The organism is Streptomyces canarius (assembly GCF_014650735.1).
Lineage (GTDB): Bacteria > Actinomycetota > Actinomycetes > Streptomycetales > Streptomycetaceae > Streptomyces > Streptomyces olivaceoviridis.
Genome location: NZ_BMVN01000005.1, coordinates 252,685 through 268,735 on the forward strand (window position 1 = coordinate 252,685; position 16,051 = coordinate 268,735).

Below are 16,051 nucleotides of genomic sequence, written 5' to 3' on the forward strand. Positions count from 1 at the left end.
GTCCACCCTTCGCTTCGTTCCTCGGTGATCGGATGCCGGGCGGTCGCCCGGACGGCGGCCTCAGCGGGGGCGGTGTCCCCAGACGCTGAGCACGGAGCTGGACGGCTCGGCGAGGTCGTCGTCGCGGAGCCGGGACACGGCGGCCTCGAACTGGGCGGCGGTGAGGTGTCCGCGGCCGAGCAGCCGGGGCCTCAGTTGCTCCAGAGTCAGCCGTGAGAACTCCGACGCCGCGCTGCCCGGGCGGAAGGGGTAGACCCGCATCTGGGCGCCGCAGTCGGTCAGTCCGTGACGGACCAGCGGCTGGGGCGGGTCGACCATCAGGTCGCGCACCCACTGCGGGTCCGCGCCGGCATCCCGGCTCAGCACCCGGGACACGGCGTCCAGGGCGCCGCCGACCACCGTGGTGGGGTCGTACGGGGGGAATCCGGCGAGTTCCTCGACGACGATGCAGCCGCCGGGCGCGAGCCAGCCCGCGAGGCGTCCCAGGACCGCCTGGGGATCGTCGAGGAAGATCAGTACGGAGCGGCAGTGGATGAGGTCGACGCCCCGCACGGGGGCCGGGTCGACGGCCGCGTCGTGCCGCAGCGGGACCAGGTTGGGCAGACCGCCGCCGTCCAGGTGGCGCAGGTCGATGTCGGTCGCCCAGACCCGGGCGCCGGGGTGGCGGCGGGCCAGGTGGCGGGCCACGGTGCCCGCGCCGGCTCCGATCTCCACGATCTCGCGGGGGTGGTCGGGCGCGCAGGCGTCCAGGATCTCGACGGTCGCCGGGTCGGTCATGGCCGCCAGCATCTCCAGACGCAGGCGCTCGTGTTCCCAGGCCGGATCGAGCGCCAGCGAACCGTTGTTGTCGCGCGGGGCTGCCTCCACCGTGTCCCCTCTCGTCCGCGTGACGGTGACGGCACCGCGGCCGTCCGTGCGGCGGAGTCTTCCAGCGGTCGGGGGCGTCGGCCCGCGCCCGGCGCCAAGGCGTCCGCGAAGGTCACTTACTTCTCCGGGGGTCCCCCGGGAGTTGACCGGGATGGCGAATCGTCACGGACGCGGGGTGGAGCGGAAGACTCCGCAGGGTGGGCCGGGACAGACGCGCTCCGTCGCCTCAGGCGTCGGGCTCCGGGCGGACCGCGCACCGGATCCCCCGGAAGTTGGACGAGCCCATCTCCTCGTTCTCGTCGTCGTCGCCGGTGAGCCGGTTGAGGTTGCTCTCGCGCCAGCCGCCGTCCGCGCCGCGCTCGGGGTACCACCAGGTGGCCGCGGCCACGACGACGTCGGGGGCGATGGTGTCGGTGACGCGTGCGCGCATCCGGACCGTGCGACCGCGGGCGGAGACGAGCACCCAGGCGCCGTCCTGGACCCCTTCGCGGGCCGCGGCCTCGGGGTGGAGTTCGACGACGGGGTCGGGTTCCTTGGCGCGCAGCGGCCCGAGGTTGCGGAACTCGGAGTTGAAGAAGAACGGCGAGTGGGCGGAGGTGAGCAGGTACGGGCCGTCTTCGGGGCGTTCGGCGACGGGGCGGTGCACGGGCAGCGGTGCGTAGCCGAAGGCGCGGAGCGCGTCGCAGCGGATGTTGAAGCGGCCACTGCGGGTGGCGAAGCCCTGGGTGCGGTACTTCTCGTACGTCAGCGGTGTGGCGCGGTAGTGCTGGTCGGTCAGGGCTTTGAAGTCCATGCCGATGGGGGCCAGCCGGGCGTCGAGGGAGTCCGCGGTGGTGTCCCAGAAGGTGTCGCCGAGTCCGAGACGCGTCGCGAGCCCGCTCAGGATCTCCTCGTCCGAGCGGCACTCGCCGACCTGCGCGAACCTGCGGCGCGCCGCGACGTAGTGGGCGTGTTCGACGATCTGGTCCCTCTCCAGCCAGCCGCCGACCGGCAGCACGATGTCGGCCATGGCCGCCGTGGGGGTCAGGTACAGGTCGGCCACGGCGAGGAAGCCGAGGCTGTCGAGCGCGGCGTGGACGCGGTCGGAGTCCGCGTAGTTGACCAGCAGGTTGCTGCCGTGCACGAGCATGGTCGTGACCGGGTAGGGGCGGTGGTCCAGGATCGCGTCCCAGACGGCGCGGGGGTGTGCCCAGCCGGCCATCGACAGGATGCGGTGGCGGTCGGCACCGAGCCGTTTGGGGTGCTGCTCCGTCGGCAGCGCCTCGGTGAGGGGCAGGGTGCGGCGGCCGATGATGCCGGGGGGCTCGAAGATCACATCGCCGCCCCGCCGGTCGATGTTCCCGCAGATCGCGGAGAGGATGGCGAGGGCCCGGCTGACGTGGAAGGAGTTGCGGTTCTGCTGGGCGCCGGTGCCCAGTTCGATGGCGGCGGCGGGCGCCGAGGCGTAGGCGAGGGCGGCCTCGCGCACATCGGCGGCGCGGACTCCGGTGAGGTGCTCGGTCTTCTCGGGGGCGTAGGCGGCGACATGGTCGGCCAGGTCCTCGAACCCGACGGTGTGGTCCCGGACGAAGTCGTGGTCGTAGGCGTCCGCCTCGATGACCGTGTGGATCATGGCGAGGGCGAGCGCGGCGTCGCCTCCCGGACGTACCGGAAGGTGGTGCTGGGCCCGGTTGGCGAGGGCGGTGCGCCGGGGGTCGACGACGATCATGCGGGTGCCGCGGCGCACGGCGTCCAGGAGCCGGGTGCCGATCACGCCGTCGCCGTGGGTCATGGACTTGTTGCACCCCCACAGCAGGACGACGTCGGGCGAGCCCTCGTAGTCGCAGAAGGTGAAGGCGCCCATGGTGAGGATGCCCGCCATCACCCGTGGGTAGAAGCAGACGTGGGCCGGTCCGAGGACGTTGGGCGTGCCGTAGCTGTTGGCGAACCGGAACAGCCACTCCTGGTAGTTGCGGTCCGTGCCCTGGGCGACGACCAGCGACTCGGGGCCGTGTCGTGTCCGGGTGCGGTCGAGTGCGTCGGCGACGCGGTCGAGGGCCTCCTCCCAGCCGATGGGCCGGAAGCTCCCGCTGCCGCGCGGACCGGTGCGCAGCAGCGGCCGGGTCAGCCGGTCGGTGCCGTACAACTGGTCGAGGGACGCGCGGCCCTTGGCACACAGGAATCCGCGGTTGTTGGGGTTGTCCGGGTCGCCCTCGACGCGGGTGAGGCGTCCGCCCCGTACGTCCACCAGGGCGCCGCAGCCGCCGTGGCACATCCGGCAGACGGTGCGGTGGACGCCGTCCTCGACCAGGGTCGTCACTTCGGGGTCGGTCACTGGGGTGCCTCCGGGCGTCGGGTGGGCGCGTGGCGCCGGCCGCGGCGTGGATGCGCGGCGGCGTGCGCGGCGAGCAGGGGGGCGCGTGCGTCGTCGGGCAGCCGCTTGAGGGCCTCGCGCACCGTGAGCGAGGCGGCCCGGGACAGCCGCGGGGTGAGCCAGCCGGTGACCGCCGCGGCATGGTGTTTGGTGCCTTCGCGCAGGGTCCAGCCGATCGCCTTGCGGACGAAGAACCTGTCGTCGTCGAGGAGGGGATCGACGGCGGTGGTGAAGACGGGGAACCAGCGTGTGAAGGTGTCCTCGCCGCGCAGGGCGGGGAGGAAGCAGAGGATGCCGCCGCGCCGTACCCACTGTGCTTCGTCGGCGGTCCACCGGAGCACCGCGGGGGTGGTCTGGCGGGGGTGGCGCAGCAGGAGCCGCCCTGCCGCGAAGGGGGCGAGCAGGTCGGTGTGCGCCCAGGTGGCGCAGGTGCGCAGCAGGTCCTCCAGGAGCGCGGTGTCGTCGGGGCGCAGGAGGGGGGCGTAGGCGTCCAGGAGCAGCAGGGCGGTCGAGCGGTGCTCGTGGACGGGCTCTGCCCACAGGTCGGTGACCAGGTCGACGAGCTCGGCGTGCCCGAGCCCCTGCCCGCTGCGCCGGGTGAAGGAGCGGACCACGCCCCGCATCGCCGGCAGGGGTACGCCGATGTGGTGCAGGTCGCTGCGCAGGTACCGCTTCTCTCCGGCCGCCCGGCCGGGGACGGCGTTGTCCTCCAGGCGTGCCAGCAGTTCGGCGGCCAGGGCGGCGGGGGGCGGGGCATGCATGCGCGGTTCCTTCAGCCTCGGGCGAGCGGGATGCCGCCCGTGGTGGTCCGCAGGGCGCCGGCGGCGCGTGCGACGCTTCGGGCGAGATCGTCGATCCGGTCGTACAGGTCCGGGTCCACGGGGACACCGCCGTTCAGCGCGGTGCGCCCCTGGGGTACGGCGACCTGGCCGGGCACCATCCAGGCCCGCAGCCAGCGGGCCGTGATCCTGAGGTCGTTGAGGGCGTTGCTGTTGCTGCGACCGCCGAGGGCCACGATGGCACCGAACACCTTTCCCTCGGCGTGTTCGAAGTCCAGCAGGTCGATGGCGTTCTTCAGCGCGCCGTTGACGCCGCCGTGGTACTCGGCGCCGCTGAGGATGATCCCGTCGGCGGCGCGGACCGCTTCCCGGAGGACGGCCACGTCGGGGAAGTGCGGCCAGGGTTCGCGCTTGTCGCCGTTGCAGAAGGGGAGTTGCAGCTCGCGCAGGTCGAGCAGCCGTACCGGGTGGCCGTCCGCGGCGAGGGTGCGCAGCGCGCGGCGCAGCAGCGTCTGGCTGGTGGATCCGGGGCGCATGCTGCCGCCGATGCCCAGGACCGAGGCCGGGGCCGTGGGGGTCATTCGTCCTCGCAGATGGCGTCGGCGGGGCAGCAGTCCATCGCCTCGTACACGGCGTCCTCGTCGTCCTCGGTCTCGGGCTGGCGCAGCACGTAGGAGTAGCCGGCCTCGTCGTTGCGGGCGAAGAAGTCGGGAGCGACGCAGCGGCAGGTGTCGCAGTCGGTGCACTCCACGTTGACGTAGAACCGGCCGGTGGCGTTGTCCGGTACGCGAGCGGGGTCCTGGACGGTCATGCGGGTCCTCCCGGCTGCGCCCCGGCGTGCACGAGTTCGAGGACGCGGTCGGTGTCCTCGCGGACCAGGTGCCCGTAGGTGTGGCCGAGTTCGTCGGCGGGCGCGTAGGCGAGGAGGCGGATGCCGTCGAAGCTGGCCAGGAAGTCGAGCAGGGGCCGCACATGTCCGGGGGAGTCGATGCAGAGACCGAAGTGCGACATCAGGCTGGTCTTCTGCTCGGCCGGCCGTTCGGCCCATATGTCGCGCCGACGGCAGGTGAACAGTTCCACCTCGTTGCCGAGGTCGGTGCGGAGGTTGATCCAGTGGCCGGGTGTGCCGTACGCGCGGGGCGCGATGTGGGAGGGACCGGTGCTCACGTGGCCGACGCGCGGGCAGGCGCGGACCGTTTCCAGCCAGTCCTCGAAGTCCGCCTCGTGGCGGTAGTCACCGATGTAGAGCGCCACGTGGTGCAGCCCGGTGATGCGCAGGGTCCGCGCGTCGAGGGGCTGGCCGAAGAAGGCGCCCAGCACCTCGGGCACGGGGGTGTCGTGGGCCCCGTCGGCCCAGTCCAGGAACTTCTCCAGGACCGGCTCCCGGTCGGCCCCGGTGGGAATGGCCTCGCTGACAGGAAACAGCACGGTGTGGCTCACCTCCGGGTGAGGTAGTCGCTGAGCAGGGTTTCGAGGTCCTCGTGCCCGGCGTACGGCTGCTGGAGACCGCCGTAGAGTTCGGGGCGGCGGCCGTGCAGGCAGAAGTAGAGGCTGCGCCTGAACGACAGGTCGACCTCGCGCATGGTGCGCAGGTACTCCAGGTCGAGCCGGGCGGTCAGGACGGCCTCCTCCTCGTCGAGGCTCGCCAGGAGCTCCTCGGGAGCGGCCACCGTGCTGTGCCCGGCGACCTCGATGGAGACCTGGCGGCCGGCCCGTTCGCCCGTGACGCCGCCGACGGCGCTGGCGAGGAGGGTGTAGCAGACGTTGAAGGAGGAGTTGGCCTGGAGACAGGGCCGGGTGATCTGGATGTTGCCGCGCAGCGCGGCCCCCGGTACGGCGATGATCTCGGCGCCGCGCAGCGCGAGCATGCGGGGCACCTCGGGGATCCAGAAGTCGGAGCAGACGCAGACGCCGAGCCGCCCGAACGGGGTGTCGACGAGGGCGAACTCGTCGCTCGGGCTCACCGACACCATTTCGGCGGCGAAGCGGTGGGTCTTGCGGGCCTTGACGACGATCTCGCCGTGGTCGTCGAGGAGCACGGCGGTGTTGTAGTAGCGGTCCCCGTCGCGTTCGACCACGGTGCCGCACAGGATGTACGCGCCGATCCTGCGGGCCTGTGCGGCGAGCCGTTCGAAGACGGGGCCCGGCACGGTCTGGTCGATGACCCCCTTGAGGTGGGCACGGCCCGGGAAGTAGAAGGGCGGGCCGAGGAAGAACTCGGGCAGGACGACGAGTTCGGCCGCCTCGACGGTGTCGAGCAGGGCCATCGTCCGTTCGAGGTTGACGTCGGGGTCGAGGTCCCACAGCGTCTGGAGGAGGGCGACGCGGGGCCGCGTGGTGGGCTTCACCGGGGGTCTCCAAGGGGTAGGGCGCCGGGCCGCGCGGAGGCGGCGATCAGCGCCTGGCCGAGCGGCGAGCGGCGGAAGTCGGCGGGAAAGGGCGCCGCCGCCTGCATGCGGCGCAGTTCGTGCAGGTCCAGGTCGGCGCTGACCACGCACTCCTCGCGGTCGGCCTCGGCCAGGACCGGTTCCTGACGGCGGAAGTCACGGGAGTAGGCGCCGATCGCCATCGGGCTGCGGACGACGGCCGTGCGGCCCATGTAGGTGAGGCCGGCCAGGGTGTTCTCCCCGGTGGCCCCGGCGAACAGGACGTAGGCGCAGTTCTCGGCCGCGCGGGCGAGCAGCATCTGCCGTACCGGCTCGGCGAAGGGCCGCAGCAGGATCGACGGGCACACGACGATCTCGACGCCGTCGGCGAACAGACCGCGCAGCACTTCGGGGAACTGGATGTCGTAGCCGACGACGAGGCCGATGCGGCCCAGCGGTGTGTCCACGACCCGGGTGCCCACCTCCCCGGTGAGGAAGTGGGCCTCCAGGTCGTAGACGACGGTACGCCGGTAGACGTCGACGAGGCTGCCGTCGTCGGCGATGAGGACGGCCGAGCTGTGCACCTGCTCGCCGTTGCGTTCGAGGAGCCCCGCGGCGATCCAGACGCCGTGCCGACTGGCCCGTTCGGCGAGCCATTCGGTGACCGGGCCCGGTACGGGCTCGGCCACCTCGTGGCTCTTGGGCAGGTTGAGCGCGGTGGCGAACGCCTCCGGCAGGACGACCAGTTCACAGCCGTCGTCCACGGCCTCGTGCACCAGGGCCTCGGCGCGCCGGAGGTTGTCGGTGCGGCGGTTGGTGGCCACGGACAGCTGGACGAGGCCGACGCGCAGCCGTCTGCGAAGGGTCATGGGAGGCGCTCCTGGGTGGCGGACGTCCGGTGGCGGGGGGCGGAGGCCGACGGGGGTTCAGCCGGTGAACACCGCGTCGTAGATGCCTGGTTCGCCGACGCTGTAGCCGACGTGCAGCGGTCGCGAGGAGGTGATCAGGTTGATGTTCTCCTTGGCCACCGTCCACGAGCCCAGGCCCCGCTGGTCGAGCAGTTCGCGCATCTCGGGTTCGCTGTAGGAGGCGCGCAGCGACGTCATGAACGCCTCGGCGTCCCCGTCCGCGTACTGGAGCACGAAGGAGACCATGCCCTCGTCGGCGTCCCGCGCCAGGTCGTAGAGGACCACGATGCCGTCGGGCCGGCACACCCGGGCGCACTCGCTGACGATCCGGTCGGGCTTGTCCCAGCGGGCCACGGCGCAGAAGCTGAAGACGACGTCGAAGGAGTCGTCGTCGTACGGCAGCCGGGTCAGGCGGGCCCATTCGCAGGAGAAGTCGCCGCCGTAGCCGACCAGGTTCGAGAAGATCGTGTTCTCGCGGGCCACTTCGAGGAAGGCGTCGTTGCTGTCGACGCCGGTGAAGAGGGCGCCGGGGTGCTGGGCGGCGAGCCGCAGCGAGATCAGGCCGCTGGCGCAGCCGACTTCGAGGATCTCCTTGCCGTCGCCGCAGTGGGGGCCGATGAGCTTCATCATGTGCTGCATCGGGATGATCATCGAGGTGCGGATGTTGCGGTCGTAGGCCCGGCACTGGTCGACGTCGTCGAACGTGTCCTTCTGCGGGACCCGTTCGGCCAGGTCGAAGATGCGGCCGCGCGGCCGGCGCCGCAGTTTCGCGGGAGTGGTCTCAGAGCTGGACAACGGGGAGCCCCTTCCGTCCGTCGGCACGGTCGATCTGCCAGTTGAGGATCTCGGTGCTTGCCGACGTGGGCTGCGGCAGGCGGTAGTTGGCGTCGGAGTAGAACGTCTTGCAGATGTTGTCGATGTAGTACCAGCCCTTGGGGTACGTGACCTGGATGGCCTCGTCGGTGATCTCGATCAGGCCCTTGGCGGCCAGGTCGTCGCACTTGTCCTTGAAGTACTCGTAGGGGTCGACTCCGTGGCGCTCGCGGTAGACGGACCGCTTCATGCGCAGCAGCTTGAGCCCGAGGACGAGGCTGCGGCAGCGCTGTTCGTGCTCGTCGGTGTAGGCGCCCATCACGATGGGCAGCCGGCCCGCGTTGCAGGTCTCGATGTAGGCGTTGATGTCGGGCTCGGTGAGGTACATCCGGTTGTTGAGGTAGCCGTAGGCCCCGGAGCCCATGGCCACCATGTCGCCGCACCGGCCCCACACCTGGGAGAGGTGGTCGGTGAGGTAGAAGGTGTCGGTCTCCAGGCCCCGGTAGGGCTTGGAGCCGTCGGTGAGCACCGGGTAGGTCTTGACGCCCTTGGCCTCCCACTCGGGCCTCATGGGTTCGATGAAGTCGTTGTAGGTCAGGGCCAGGTACCCGGCGTCCATCAGCGTGGTGTGCAGGTACTGGTACATCTCGTCGGCTTCGTGCGTGCTGGGGCAGGGCGGGGTGGCCCCGGACTGGAGCGCGAAGAACACCTCGGAGCCCGGCAGGACCGCGTAGTTGTACACCGAGAACGACGTCACGGGCAGGTCCATCAGGGTCCTGATGTCCTGCGCCCACAGCTCGTGGGTCTGGCCCGGGATGCCGATCATGTAGTCGATGCAGAGGTTCTCCATGCCGCTGCGGTCGATCAGCTCGATCGTCCGGGTGGCGGACTCCCCGGTGTGCGCCCGGGCGCGGCCGAGGTAGCGCAACAGCGGGTCGTGGAAGGTCTGCACGCCCAGGCTCATGCGGTTGACCCCGTGCTTGAGCAGGACGTCGAGCTTGTGCTGGTCCACGTCGACGGGGGTGGACTCGATGGTCACGGAGCAGTCGTCGCTGAAGTTGAGGCGCTGCTTCATGAAGCCGAGCAGGTCGTCGAGCTCCTCGGCGCGCAGGGTGGTGGGGGTGCCGCCGCCGAAGTAGCCGGAGGTGAAGACCACGTCCTTGAGGTACGGCAGCCGGGAGTACATGTCGATCTCGGCCTTCAGCGCTTCGATGTAGCGCCTGACCAGGGTGTTGCGGGTGTTGAACTTGTTGTACGGGCACGAGGTGCACACCTGGTTGCAGAAGGGGATGTGCACGTAGAACGAGGTGGTCTTGGGGAACTTCTCCTGCTGCGCGTACATCGCGTCGGCGGTGAGGGGCCTGACGTCGCAGGGGTACCAGCGCACGAACTCGATGTCCCGTTCCGGGTATTCGCGCCAGAAACTGGGTGTGTCGAGGAAGTTCCTGGTGATGGTGGTGTCGGTCACGGGTTCCTCCCGTATCGGATGGCGAACGTCATGGGACCGTCCGCTTCGGCCCGCCAGTCGTTCAGGCCCGCGGCGGTGAGCAGGGCCCTGGCCTCGGTGAGGGTGTATGCGCCGCGCAACGAGGTGAGGAAGGTCCGCAGCCGGTAGCGGCCCGCCTCCGAGGTGTCGTCGGCCATCTCCCTGAGCGAGTATTCGAGGATGAACGGGTCGGGGTCGCGCCTCAGATCGCTGACGAGGACCTGGCCGCCCGGTAGGAGCAGTCGGGCCAGCCGGCGCAGTGCGGCGGCCGGGTCCGGCCAGGCGGCGAAGGCGTTGGCGCTGTAGACGGCGGCGAACCGCCGGGTGTTCCAGGGTGGTCGGGCGGGGTCCGGCACTCCCCCGGGCACGCTGTGGACGGTGGCCCGCAGGCCGGCCTCGGCGAGGCGGTGCTCGTACAGGGCGGCGGCGTGCTCCGACTCGCAGACCGCGTGCAGTTCGGTGCGGCCCAGGCGCAGCAGTTCCACGCCGAGCCCGCCGTAGCCCGATCCGGCTTCGAGCACCGGGCCGGTGCCGGCCGCGTCCATGACCTCGCGCAGGAACTCGCCCTTGTACCGGCCGCGTTCGGCCAGGTAGCGGTCGTAGTCCTGCCGCTCCTTGTCGCTGGAGCGCGGATGGCGTGCGGGGACGCGTACGGCGAGCGAGGGGGCCGTGGTCATCGTGCGGTCACACCTCCTTCAGTACGTCGAACAGGGTCTCCTCGGTCCTGACGACCCGCTGCGCGGCCGAGCGGAGCTGCCCGGAGAGCTGCTCGCGCAGCGGGTCGAGTCCTTCGGCGGCGGCGGTGCGCAGCTCGGGCAGCCGGGCTCCGAGGGCGGCTGCCGCGTCCTGGTCCTGCGTGCCGCCGCGCAGCAGTCGCTGGTCGCGCTCGTTCAGGGTGTCGCGCAGTTCGGTGAACGCGGGGGTCCAGGACGGCAGGAGCAGGGCGAGGAAGTCGTGCCAGGCGTCCACGGCACCGCGCGCGAGCGGCACCGCCCGTTCGAGCGCCTGGTCCGCCGTGCGGGTGGCCGCTTCGGCGAGGAAGTCGGCGAACATCGCCCGGAAGCCGCAGCCGCCGGTGCCGGCCAGCTCGAAGTCGACGTAGGCGCCGCTGAGGGCGGTGACGACGTCCTCGGCCGGGCTGCGCCGCACGAGGTGGTCCAGACCCGCGCCGTAGGCCGCCAGCCCGCGCAGTCCGAAGGTGGGCACCACCGGGTTCCGCATGGCGGCGCAGGACACGCGCACCCCGTGCCGGATGTCGTCCGCGGACGGTTCCCGGGCCGCCGCCCAGTCGGCGCGCAGCCAGGCGTGGCGGGGCGGGAACGGCGGGTGCTCGGAGCCGCGGGCGGCGGCCAGGTCGTCCAGGGAGAGGGTGCGCGGGGCGACGCACCGGTCGGAGACGGTGACGGTCCCGGCGTCGGGGTCGTGGTCCAGGACGACGAAGGCGTGCGCGCCGAAGTGCCGGGTGGCCTGGTAGTACGGCAGGTGGAACAGATCGCCGTAGACGATCACCGGGCTGCCGAGGGTGAGTTGGCCGCGTACCTGTTCCCACGCGGTCTCCGGGTCGGGGGGGAGCACCACCTCCAGGCGCAGGCCGACGCCGGCGGCCATGCGGCGGGTGAAGTCGGGGAAGGGGCCGTTGCGGCCTCCGACGAAGGCACGGCCCTCCGGGCCCTTGGGCATGTGCATGAAGCTGATGCCGCCCGCCACGCCGAACAGCAGCGGCTCGCTCACCTCCGTGCCGTGGTGGGCGAGCACCTTGTGCAGGGCGGCGGTCTCGCAGTGGGCGCCGCCGAAGCGGTTCAGGGTGGGGGCGGTCGGGCTCTCGCGGCCGACTGCGTGGGCGGTCATGCGCGCGTTCCCTTCGTTTCGGCGGCGGTCGCGGGGACGGTCCGCGACAGGGGCCGCGGGTGGGCCTGCTCGGCCGCGAGTTCCGCGAGCACCGAGCGGGTGTAGGAGTTGTCGGGTGCCGGCGGGTGGTCGAGGGCCGTGCCCGCGAGGACGTTGCGCACGGCGGCGCGGACGAGGAGGGGGTCCACGCCCCGGGCCGAGAGTTCGTCGGCGAGCCCGTCGCAGGCACGCAGCGCTGCCTTGGTGGCGGCCCGGTTGACGGGGCCGACGACGCTCTCGTCGCCGACCAGGAGGGTGCCCAGGCCGGAGGCGAGGTGACGCAGGTCGTCGAGGCGGCCGGTGTCCTGCGTGACCAGGACGGTGGGCACACCGCGGGCGAGGGCGGCGAACTGGCACACCGGTTTGAGACCGACGACGTCGATGCCGAGCAGGTCCGGGGACCGCGCCAGGAGGGAGCGCAGGCGGGCGGTGGGCACGCTCGTCGCCAGGCTGACGAACAGCGGCCGGCGGCCGGCGCGCGCGGCGCGGCGGGCCAGGCCCAGCAGCGCGTCGTCCGTCTTCTCGGGCGGCACGCACAGCAGCACCGCGTCGGCGGTGACCAGGGTCTCGGCGTCCGTCACGGGCAGGGCGGTCGTCGCGGCGGCGCGCCGGGCACAGGCGCGGTCCGTATCGTACAGAAGCACGGCGAACCGGTCCTTCAGACGGGCGGCGAGCACCGTGCCCAGGCGGCCCGTCCCGGCGATGCCGACGGTCCGCAGTGCGGTCGCGCCCGTCATGAGGCCGCCGCCGCGAGGTCTTCGAGGGTGAGGCTGCCCGGCTTGAGCATCCGGTCCATGGCGCGCCGGACCAGGGTGCGGTCGATCGGCTCGACGACGGGCGTGATGCCGATGGCCGCCGCGACCCGCTCCGCCACGTCGGAGCACAGCCGCGCGGGGTCGCCGGCGTCGGCCTCGACCCGGATCTCCAGGCCGGCGCCGGTCACCCCGGCCGCCCAGTACAGGCCGGAGCCGGGGGTGGACAGCACGATGTCCTCCAGCGCCAGCTTGTTGATCCGCCTGCCGTCGACCACGAGTTGCTCGCTGACCCGCCCGTGGTGGTCGAGGGTGCGGCGGGGACTGCCGCAGGCGCACGGCGCGGACCGTACGGTGACGAAGTCACCGGTGCGGTACCGCAGCAGCGGCATGGCCCGGCTGACCAGGCTGGTCAGCACGAGTTCGCCCGGGTGTCCGTCGGCGACGGGCTCGGTGGTCTCGGGGTCGATCACCTCGAACAGGTGCCGGTCCTCGGTGAGGTGGAGGCTGCCTTCGGCACAGGTGAGCCCGAGCGAGTTGGTCTCGGTCGAGCCGTAGGCGTTGGACAGGCGCACCCCCCACAGGTCCGCGATCTTGGAGAGCTTGGCCGGCGAGCAGGTCTCCCCCACGTACATGAAGGTGCGCAGGCCCACCTCAAGGGGGTCGCGTCCGCTGTCCTTGAGCAGGTCGTAGAGCCGCAACGCCCGGCTGGGGGTGCACACCAGGCCGGTCGGTTTGACGGTCCACATCATCTCGACCATGCGCTCGAAGGGGCAGACCCGGCTGAGCGTGCCGACCGCGACCACGCCGGCACCCGCCTGTTCCAGGGCCCGGTCGAGGTCGTAGGAGGCGAAGGCCAGTTCGTAGGGGATGGCGATGAAGACGAGGTCGCCGGGGCCGAAGACATGGCTGACGGAGCGCTCGACGGCGACGTTGCCGCGTATCCAGTCCTCGTAGGTGATGACGGCGGACGTGGGGCGGCCGGTGGTGCCGGTCGACTCGCCATAGCGGATGATCTCCCGCCGGTCGGCGGCGACCAGGCCGAACGGATAGGCGTCGCGCAGGTCGCCCTTGGTGGTGAACGGCAGCTTCCGGATGTCGTCGAGGGTGTCGAACCGCGTGCCGCTGTGCGCGGCCCAGTTCCGGCGGTAGTGGGGAGAGGCCGTGAGGGCGTGCGCCACCGACTCCCGCAGCCGGCCGAGCTGGAGCTCGGCCGCCCGGTCGGGGGTGAGCTTGTCGAACGCTTCCAGGTCGGCGCAGGCCGCGCGGCGGATCTCGTCGTAGCGCAGGTGGGGCGGGACGGTGGTCTCGGTCACTGGTCTTCCTCCCCGAAGACGATCTGGGTCTTGATCCGGGCCGCGGCCCGTCCGCCCGTCACGGGGGCGGCGAAGGCCTGCTCGGCGGCGTCGGCCGGAAATCGGTGGGTGACCAGCCGGGCGGCCTGGTCCCGGTGGGCGTCGAGGAACGCGTGGACGGCCGGGAAGCTGCCCGTGCCCCCGATCGACCCGATGAGCGTCAGCCCCTTGACCACGAGCAGGTCCGTACGTATCTCGGTGCTGCGGCGCAGGCCGAAGCAGAGGACGCGGCCCCCCGGCCGGGCGAGGGTCAGCGCGGTGTTCAGGCCGGCCTGGCTGCCGGAGCACTCGACGACGACCGGGTGGTCGGCGCCTTCGGCGAGCCCGGCGTAGCCCGTGGCCCGGTCGTCGGGCGGGGGCGGGGGCTCGACCAGGGCGGCGGGGAAGAGTTCCCGCACCCGCTGTGCCTTGGCGGGGTCCGCTTCCAGCAGCCGCACGGAGCGGACCCCGTAGTGGCCGGTCAGGATCAGGTAGGAGGCGAGGCCCAGTGCGCCCGCGCCGATGACGAGGACGTCGTCGTCGGCACCGGGGGCGAGGCGGCGCAGGCCGTGGTCGGCGACGGCGAAGAACTCGGTGAGGGCGAGCAGCCCGGCGCCGAGCGCGCAGGTGTCGGGGTAGAGGTAGCGCCGGTCGACGACTTTGCGGCGGCTGGAGAATCCGTCCACGGTGATCCCGAACTTCTCGATGTGCCGGCACAGGTTCCGGTCGCTGGAGCAGCCGGCGCAGTCGCCGCACCAGCGGGAGCAGTCGCCGGTGACCCACTGTCCGAGCAGCGCGGCGCCGTCGCGGCCGGTGTCCACCACGCGGCCCGACCACTCGTGGCCGAAGCGGATCGGGTAGGCGCGCGGGCCTCCGTAGGTGCCGTCGTAGAGGCGGTGGTCGCTGCCGCACAGGGTGATGCGGTCCACCTCGACGAGGACGTCGTCGGCGCCGAGCGCGGGCAGCGGCGGCACCCGGTGCGCGGTGTGGAGTTCGCCGGGTGCGGTCAGCACGAGGTCCTGGACGCGGCTCATCGGCCTTCCTCCCGACGGGTGGTCAGGGCGGCGGGCAGGGGGGTGGGGCGGCGCTCGGGCAGATGGGCGAGGAGCTCGGCCTCGATCCGCTCGCTCTCCTGGCGCGCCATGCGGATGCGCTCGCGCAGGCCGATGGTGCGCAGGCCCCACCACAGGTACCAGTTGTCGTTGGCCAGCACCCGCTCCTGGATCTCGTCGAGGAGGGCGCTGTCCTCGATGACGTCCCGGGACACGTAGTACTTGGGCACGATGAACCGCTCGTCGCCGGTGAGCAGGCCCTCCTCGACGGCGGTGGTGTGCAGTGCGGTCCCGCGGCAGACGCGCAGGCCGAGGGTCCAGTAGGCGTGGGCCTCGGGAGCGCCGGGCGGCACCAGGCCGGACATCACGTCGAAGGTCTCCCGCACCGAGTCCCGGTCGTCTCCCGGACTGCCGATGAACAGACAGTGCTCGACGCGGATCCCGGCCTGCTCGAACTGCCGGTGGGCGCTGATGATCTGCCGCTGGCGGAAGTTCTTCTTCAGCCGGCGCAGCACCCGGTCGTTGCAGGAGTCGGTGCCGAACTCGACGTAGTAGCAGCCCGTGCGGACCATGAGGTCGACGAGTTCGGGGGTGACGTTCCCCGGGTTGATCATGCAGGACCAGGGCATCTCGATGCCGCGCCGGACGAACTCCCGCAGCACCTCGACGGCGTAGTTCAGGGGCAGGTTGAAGACGCCGTCGACGATCTCCAGGACCTCCAGTCCCTCGTCCCGCAGCCGCTCCACCTCATCGGCCACCCGTTTGACGTCGTCGAACTTCACCCCGGTGCCGTCGACCAGGAAGTTGCTACAGAACACGCACTCCAGCACGCAGCCCTTCTTGGTCTGGATGGTGGCGGGCACCTTCTCACTGCGGTCGTGGGTCTCGTAGGAGTAGGTGAAGTAGCGCGGGTCGTACAGTTCGGGGTCGGGCCGGGCGGCCTTGCGGTAGTCGATCTCGAAGACCGGGTCCCTGCGGTGGTAGGAGCCGTCCGGCGCGCGGAAGATCACGCCGGGCACGTCCGCCGGTTCGGTGCCGCGGTGCAGGTGGGCGAGGAACGGCACCATGGACTCCTCGGCGAAGCCGGTGATGCCGTACTCGGCGCCCACGAAGTCCATCAGGTCGTCCGGCACCGTGGAGAAGCCGGGGCCGCCGAGGACGACGGTCACACCGGGCCGCTCGGCACGCGCCCAGTCGGCGACCTCCCGGGCGAGCGGTGTGTAGATGACCGGCTCCAGCATGTTCTGCGAGTCGACGTTGCGGATGGAGATCCCCACGACGTCGGGCCGGAAGGCGGCGACCGCCTCGCGCACCGCCTTCTCGTCCTCCTCCTCCCACATCAGGTCCAGGACGTGTACGTCGTGCCCCGCGGCCCGCACCTGGGTCGCCACGGTGACCATGCCGATGGGCAGCACCGGGCGGAAGGACTTGAGCTTGTTGACGGAGACGAACAT

The 16,051-nt window shown here is 71.8% G+C and carries 16 protein-coding genes; all 16 read right to left on the bottom strand.

The window, feature by feature from the left end; translation table 11 throughout:
* Positions 1-60 precede the first annotated feature (60 nt).
* Positions 61-867: a class I SAM-dependent methyltransferase gene (locus tag IE294_RS10125; RefSeq protein ID WP_189884440.1), complete on the bottom strand. Its 807-nt coding sequence runs from the start codon at positions 865-867 to the stop codon at positions 61-63.
* Positions 868-1,093: 226 nt separating this feature from the next.
* On the bottom strand, positions 1,094-3,181 hold the full coding sequence (locus IE294_RS10130; RefSeq protein WP_189884442.1) for a molybdopterin-containing oxidoreductase family protein: 2,088 nt from the start codon (positions 3,179-3,181) through the stop codon (positions 1,094-1,096).
* On the bottom strand, positions 3,178-3,981 hold the full coding sequence (locus tag IE294_RS10135) for a DNA alkylation repair protein (RefSeq protein ID WP_189884444.1): 804 nt from the start codon (positions 3,979-3,981) through the stop codon (positions 3,178-3,180). The genes IE294_RS10130 and IE294_RS10135 overlap by 4 nt, the downstream gene beginning before the upstream one ends.
* An 11-nt stretch (positions 3,982-3,992) precedes the next feature.
* The gene (locus IE294_RS10140) at positions 3,993-4,580 is read right to left on the bottom strand and encodes an NADPH-dependent FMN reductase (RefSeq protein WP_189884446.1); all 588 of its coding nucleotides are present in this window, start codon (positions 4,578-4,580) and stop codon (positions 3,993-3,995) included.
* Entirely contained in the window at positions 4,577-4,810 is a 234-nt protein-coding gene (locus IE294_RS10145) for a ferredoxin (protein ID WP_014677046.1), read from the bottom strand. Before IE294_RS10145 ends, IE294_RS10140 begins: the two co-directional genes overlap by 4 nt.
* On the bottom strand, positions 4,807-5,427 hold the full coding sequence (locus IE294_RS10150; protein WP_189884448.1) for a hypothetical protein: 621 nt from the start codon (positions 5,425-5,427) through the stop codon (positions 4,807-4,809). The genes IE294_RS10145 and IE294_RS10150 overlap by 4 nt, the downstream gene beginning before the upstream one ends.
* An 8-nt stretch (positions 5,428-5,435) precedes the next feature.
* Complete coding sequence (locus IE294_RS10155) at positions 5,436-6,347, bottom strand: carbon-nitrogen hydrolase family protein (RefSeq protein WP_189884450.1); 912 nt, start codon at positions 6,345-6,347, stop codon at positions 5,436-5,438.
* Positions 6,344-7,234, bottom strand: coding sequence for a carbon-nitrogen hydrolase family protein (locus tag IE294_RS10160; RefSeq protein WP_189884451.1), 891 nt, complete (start codon positions 7,232-7,234; stop codon positions 6,344-6,346). Before IE294_RS10160 ends, IE294_RS10155 begins: the two co-directional genes overlap by 4 nt.
* Before the next feature lie 57 nt (positions 7,235-7,291).
* Entirely contained in the window at positions 7,292-8,068 is a 777-nt protein-coding gene (locus tag IE294_RS10165; protein ID WP_189817093.1) for a class I SAM-dependent methyltransferase, read from the bottom strand.
* Positions 8,055-9,554, bottom strand: coding sequence for a coproporphyrinogen-III oxidase family protein (locus IE294_RS10170; protein ID WP_189884453.1), 1,500 nt, complete (start codon positions 9,552-9,554; stop codon positions 8,055-8,057). Before IE294_RS10170 ends, IE294_RS10165 begins: the two co-directional genes overlap by 14 nt.
* Entirely contained in the window at positions 9,551-10,249 is a 699-nt protein-coding gene (locus IE294_RS10175; protein ID WP_189884455.1) for a class I SAM-dependent methyltransferase, read from the bottom strand. Before IE294_RS10175 ends, IE294_RS10170 begins: the two co-directional genes overlap by 4 nt.
* A 7-nt stretch (positions 10,250-10,256) precedes the next feature.
* On the bottom strand, positions 10,257-11,420 hold the full coding sequence (locus IE294_RS10180; RefSeq protein WP_189884457.1) for a BtrH N-terminal domain-containing protein: 1,164 nt from the start codon (positions 11,418-11,420) through the stop codon (positions 10,257-10,259).
* Positions 11,417-12,196 carry an NAD(P)-binding domain-containing protein gene (locus IE294_RS10185; protein WP_189884459.1) on the bottom strand — a complete coding sequence of 260 codons (780 nt, stop codon included), beginning with the start codon at positions 12,194-12,196 and terminating at the stop codon, positions 11,417-11,419. Before IE294_RS10185 ends, IE294_RS10180 begins: the two co-directional genes overlap by 4 nt.
* Positions 12,193-13,527 (bottom strand): phenylacetate--CoA ligase family protein, encoded by a 1,335-nt coding sequence (locus tag IE294_RS10190; protein ID WP_189884461.1) that lies wholly within the window; start codon positions 13,525-13,527, stop codon positions 12,193-12,195. The genes IE294_RS10185 and IE294_RS10190 overlap by 4 nt, the downstream gene beginning before the upstream one ends.
* A complete protein-coding gene (locus IE294_RS10195) occupies positions 13,524-14,579 on the bottom strand; it encodes a zinc-dependent alcohol dehydrogenase (RefSeq protein ID WP_189884463.1) in 1,056 nt (351 codons plus the stop codon). Before IE294_RS10195 ends, IE294_RS10190 begins: the two co-directional genes overlap by 4 nt.
* The gene (locus tag IE294_RS10200; protein WP_189884465.1) at positions 14,576-16,051 is read right to left on the bottom strand and encodes a B12-binding domain-containing radical SAM protein; all 1,476 of its coding nucleotides are present in this window, start codon (positions 16,049-16,051) and stop codon (positions 14,576-14,578) included. Before IE294_RS10200 ends, IE294_RS10195 begins: the two co-directional genes overlap by 4 nt.

What these genes read in the sequence shown, in the direction of transcription:
- IE294_RS10135 (WP_189884444.1), bottom strand. Translation starts at nt 3,981, where the DNA reads ATGCATGCCCCGCCCCCCGCCGCCCTGGCCGCCGAACTGCTGGCACGC.
- IE294_RS10140 (WP_189884446.1), bottom strand. Translation starts at nt 4,580, where the DNA reads ATGACCCCCACGGCCCCGGCCTCGGTCCTGGGCATCGGCGGCAGCATG.
- IE294_RS10145 (WP_014677046.1), bottom strand. Translation starts at nt 4,810, where the DNA reads ATGACCGTCCAGGACCCCGCTCGCGTACCGGACAACGCCACCGGCCGG.
- IE294_RS10160 (WP_189884451.1), bottom strand. Translation starts at nt 7,234, where the DNA reads ATGACCCTTCGCAGACGGCTGCGCGTCGGCCTCGTCCAGCTGTCCGTG.
- IE294_RS10175 (WP_189884455.1), bottom strand. Translation starts at nt 10,249, where the DNA reads ATGACCACGGCCCCCTCGCTCGCCGTACGCGTCCCCGCACGCCATCCG.
- IE294_RS10180 (WP_189884457.1), bottom strand. Translation starts at nt 11,420, where the DNA reads ATGACCGCCCACGCAGTCGGCCGCGAGAGCCCGACCGCCCCCACCCTG.
- IE294_RS10185 (WP_189884459.1), bottom strand. Translation starts at nt 12,196, where the DNA reads ATGACGGGCGCGACCGCACTGCGGACCGTCGGCATCGCCGGGACGGGC.
- IE294_RS10195 (WP_189884463.1), bottom strand. Translation starts at nt 14,579, where the DNA reads ATGAGCCGCGTCCAGGACCTCGTGCTGACCGCACCCGGCGAACTCCAC.
- IE294_RS10200 (WP_189884465.1), bottom strand. Translation starts at nt 16,051, where the DNA reads ATGTTCGTCTCCGTCAACAAGCTCAAGTCCTTCCGCCCGGTGCTGCCC.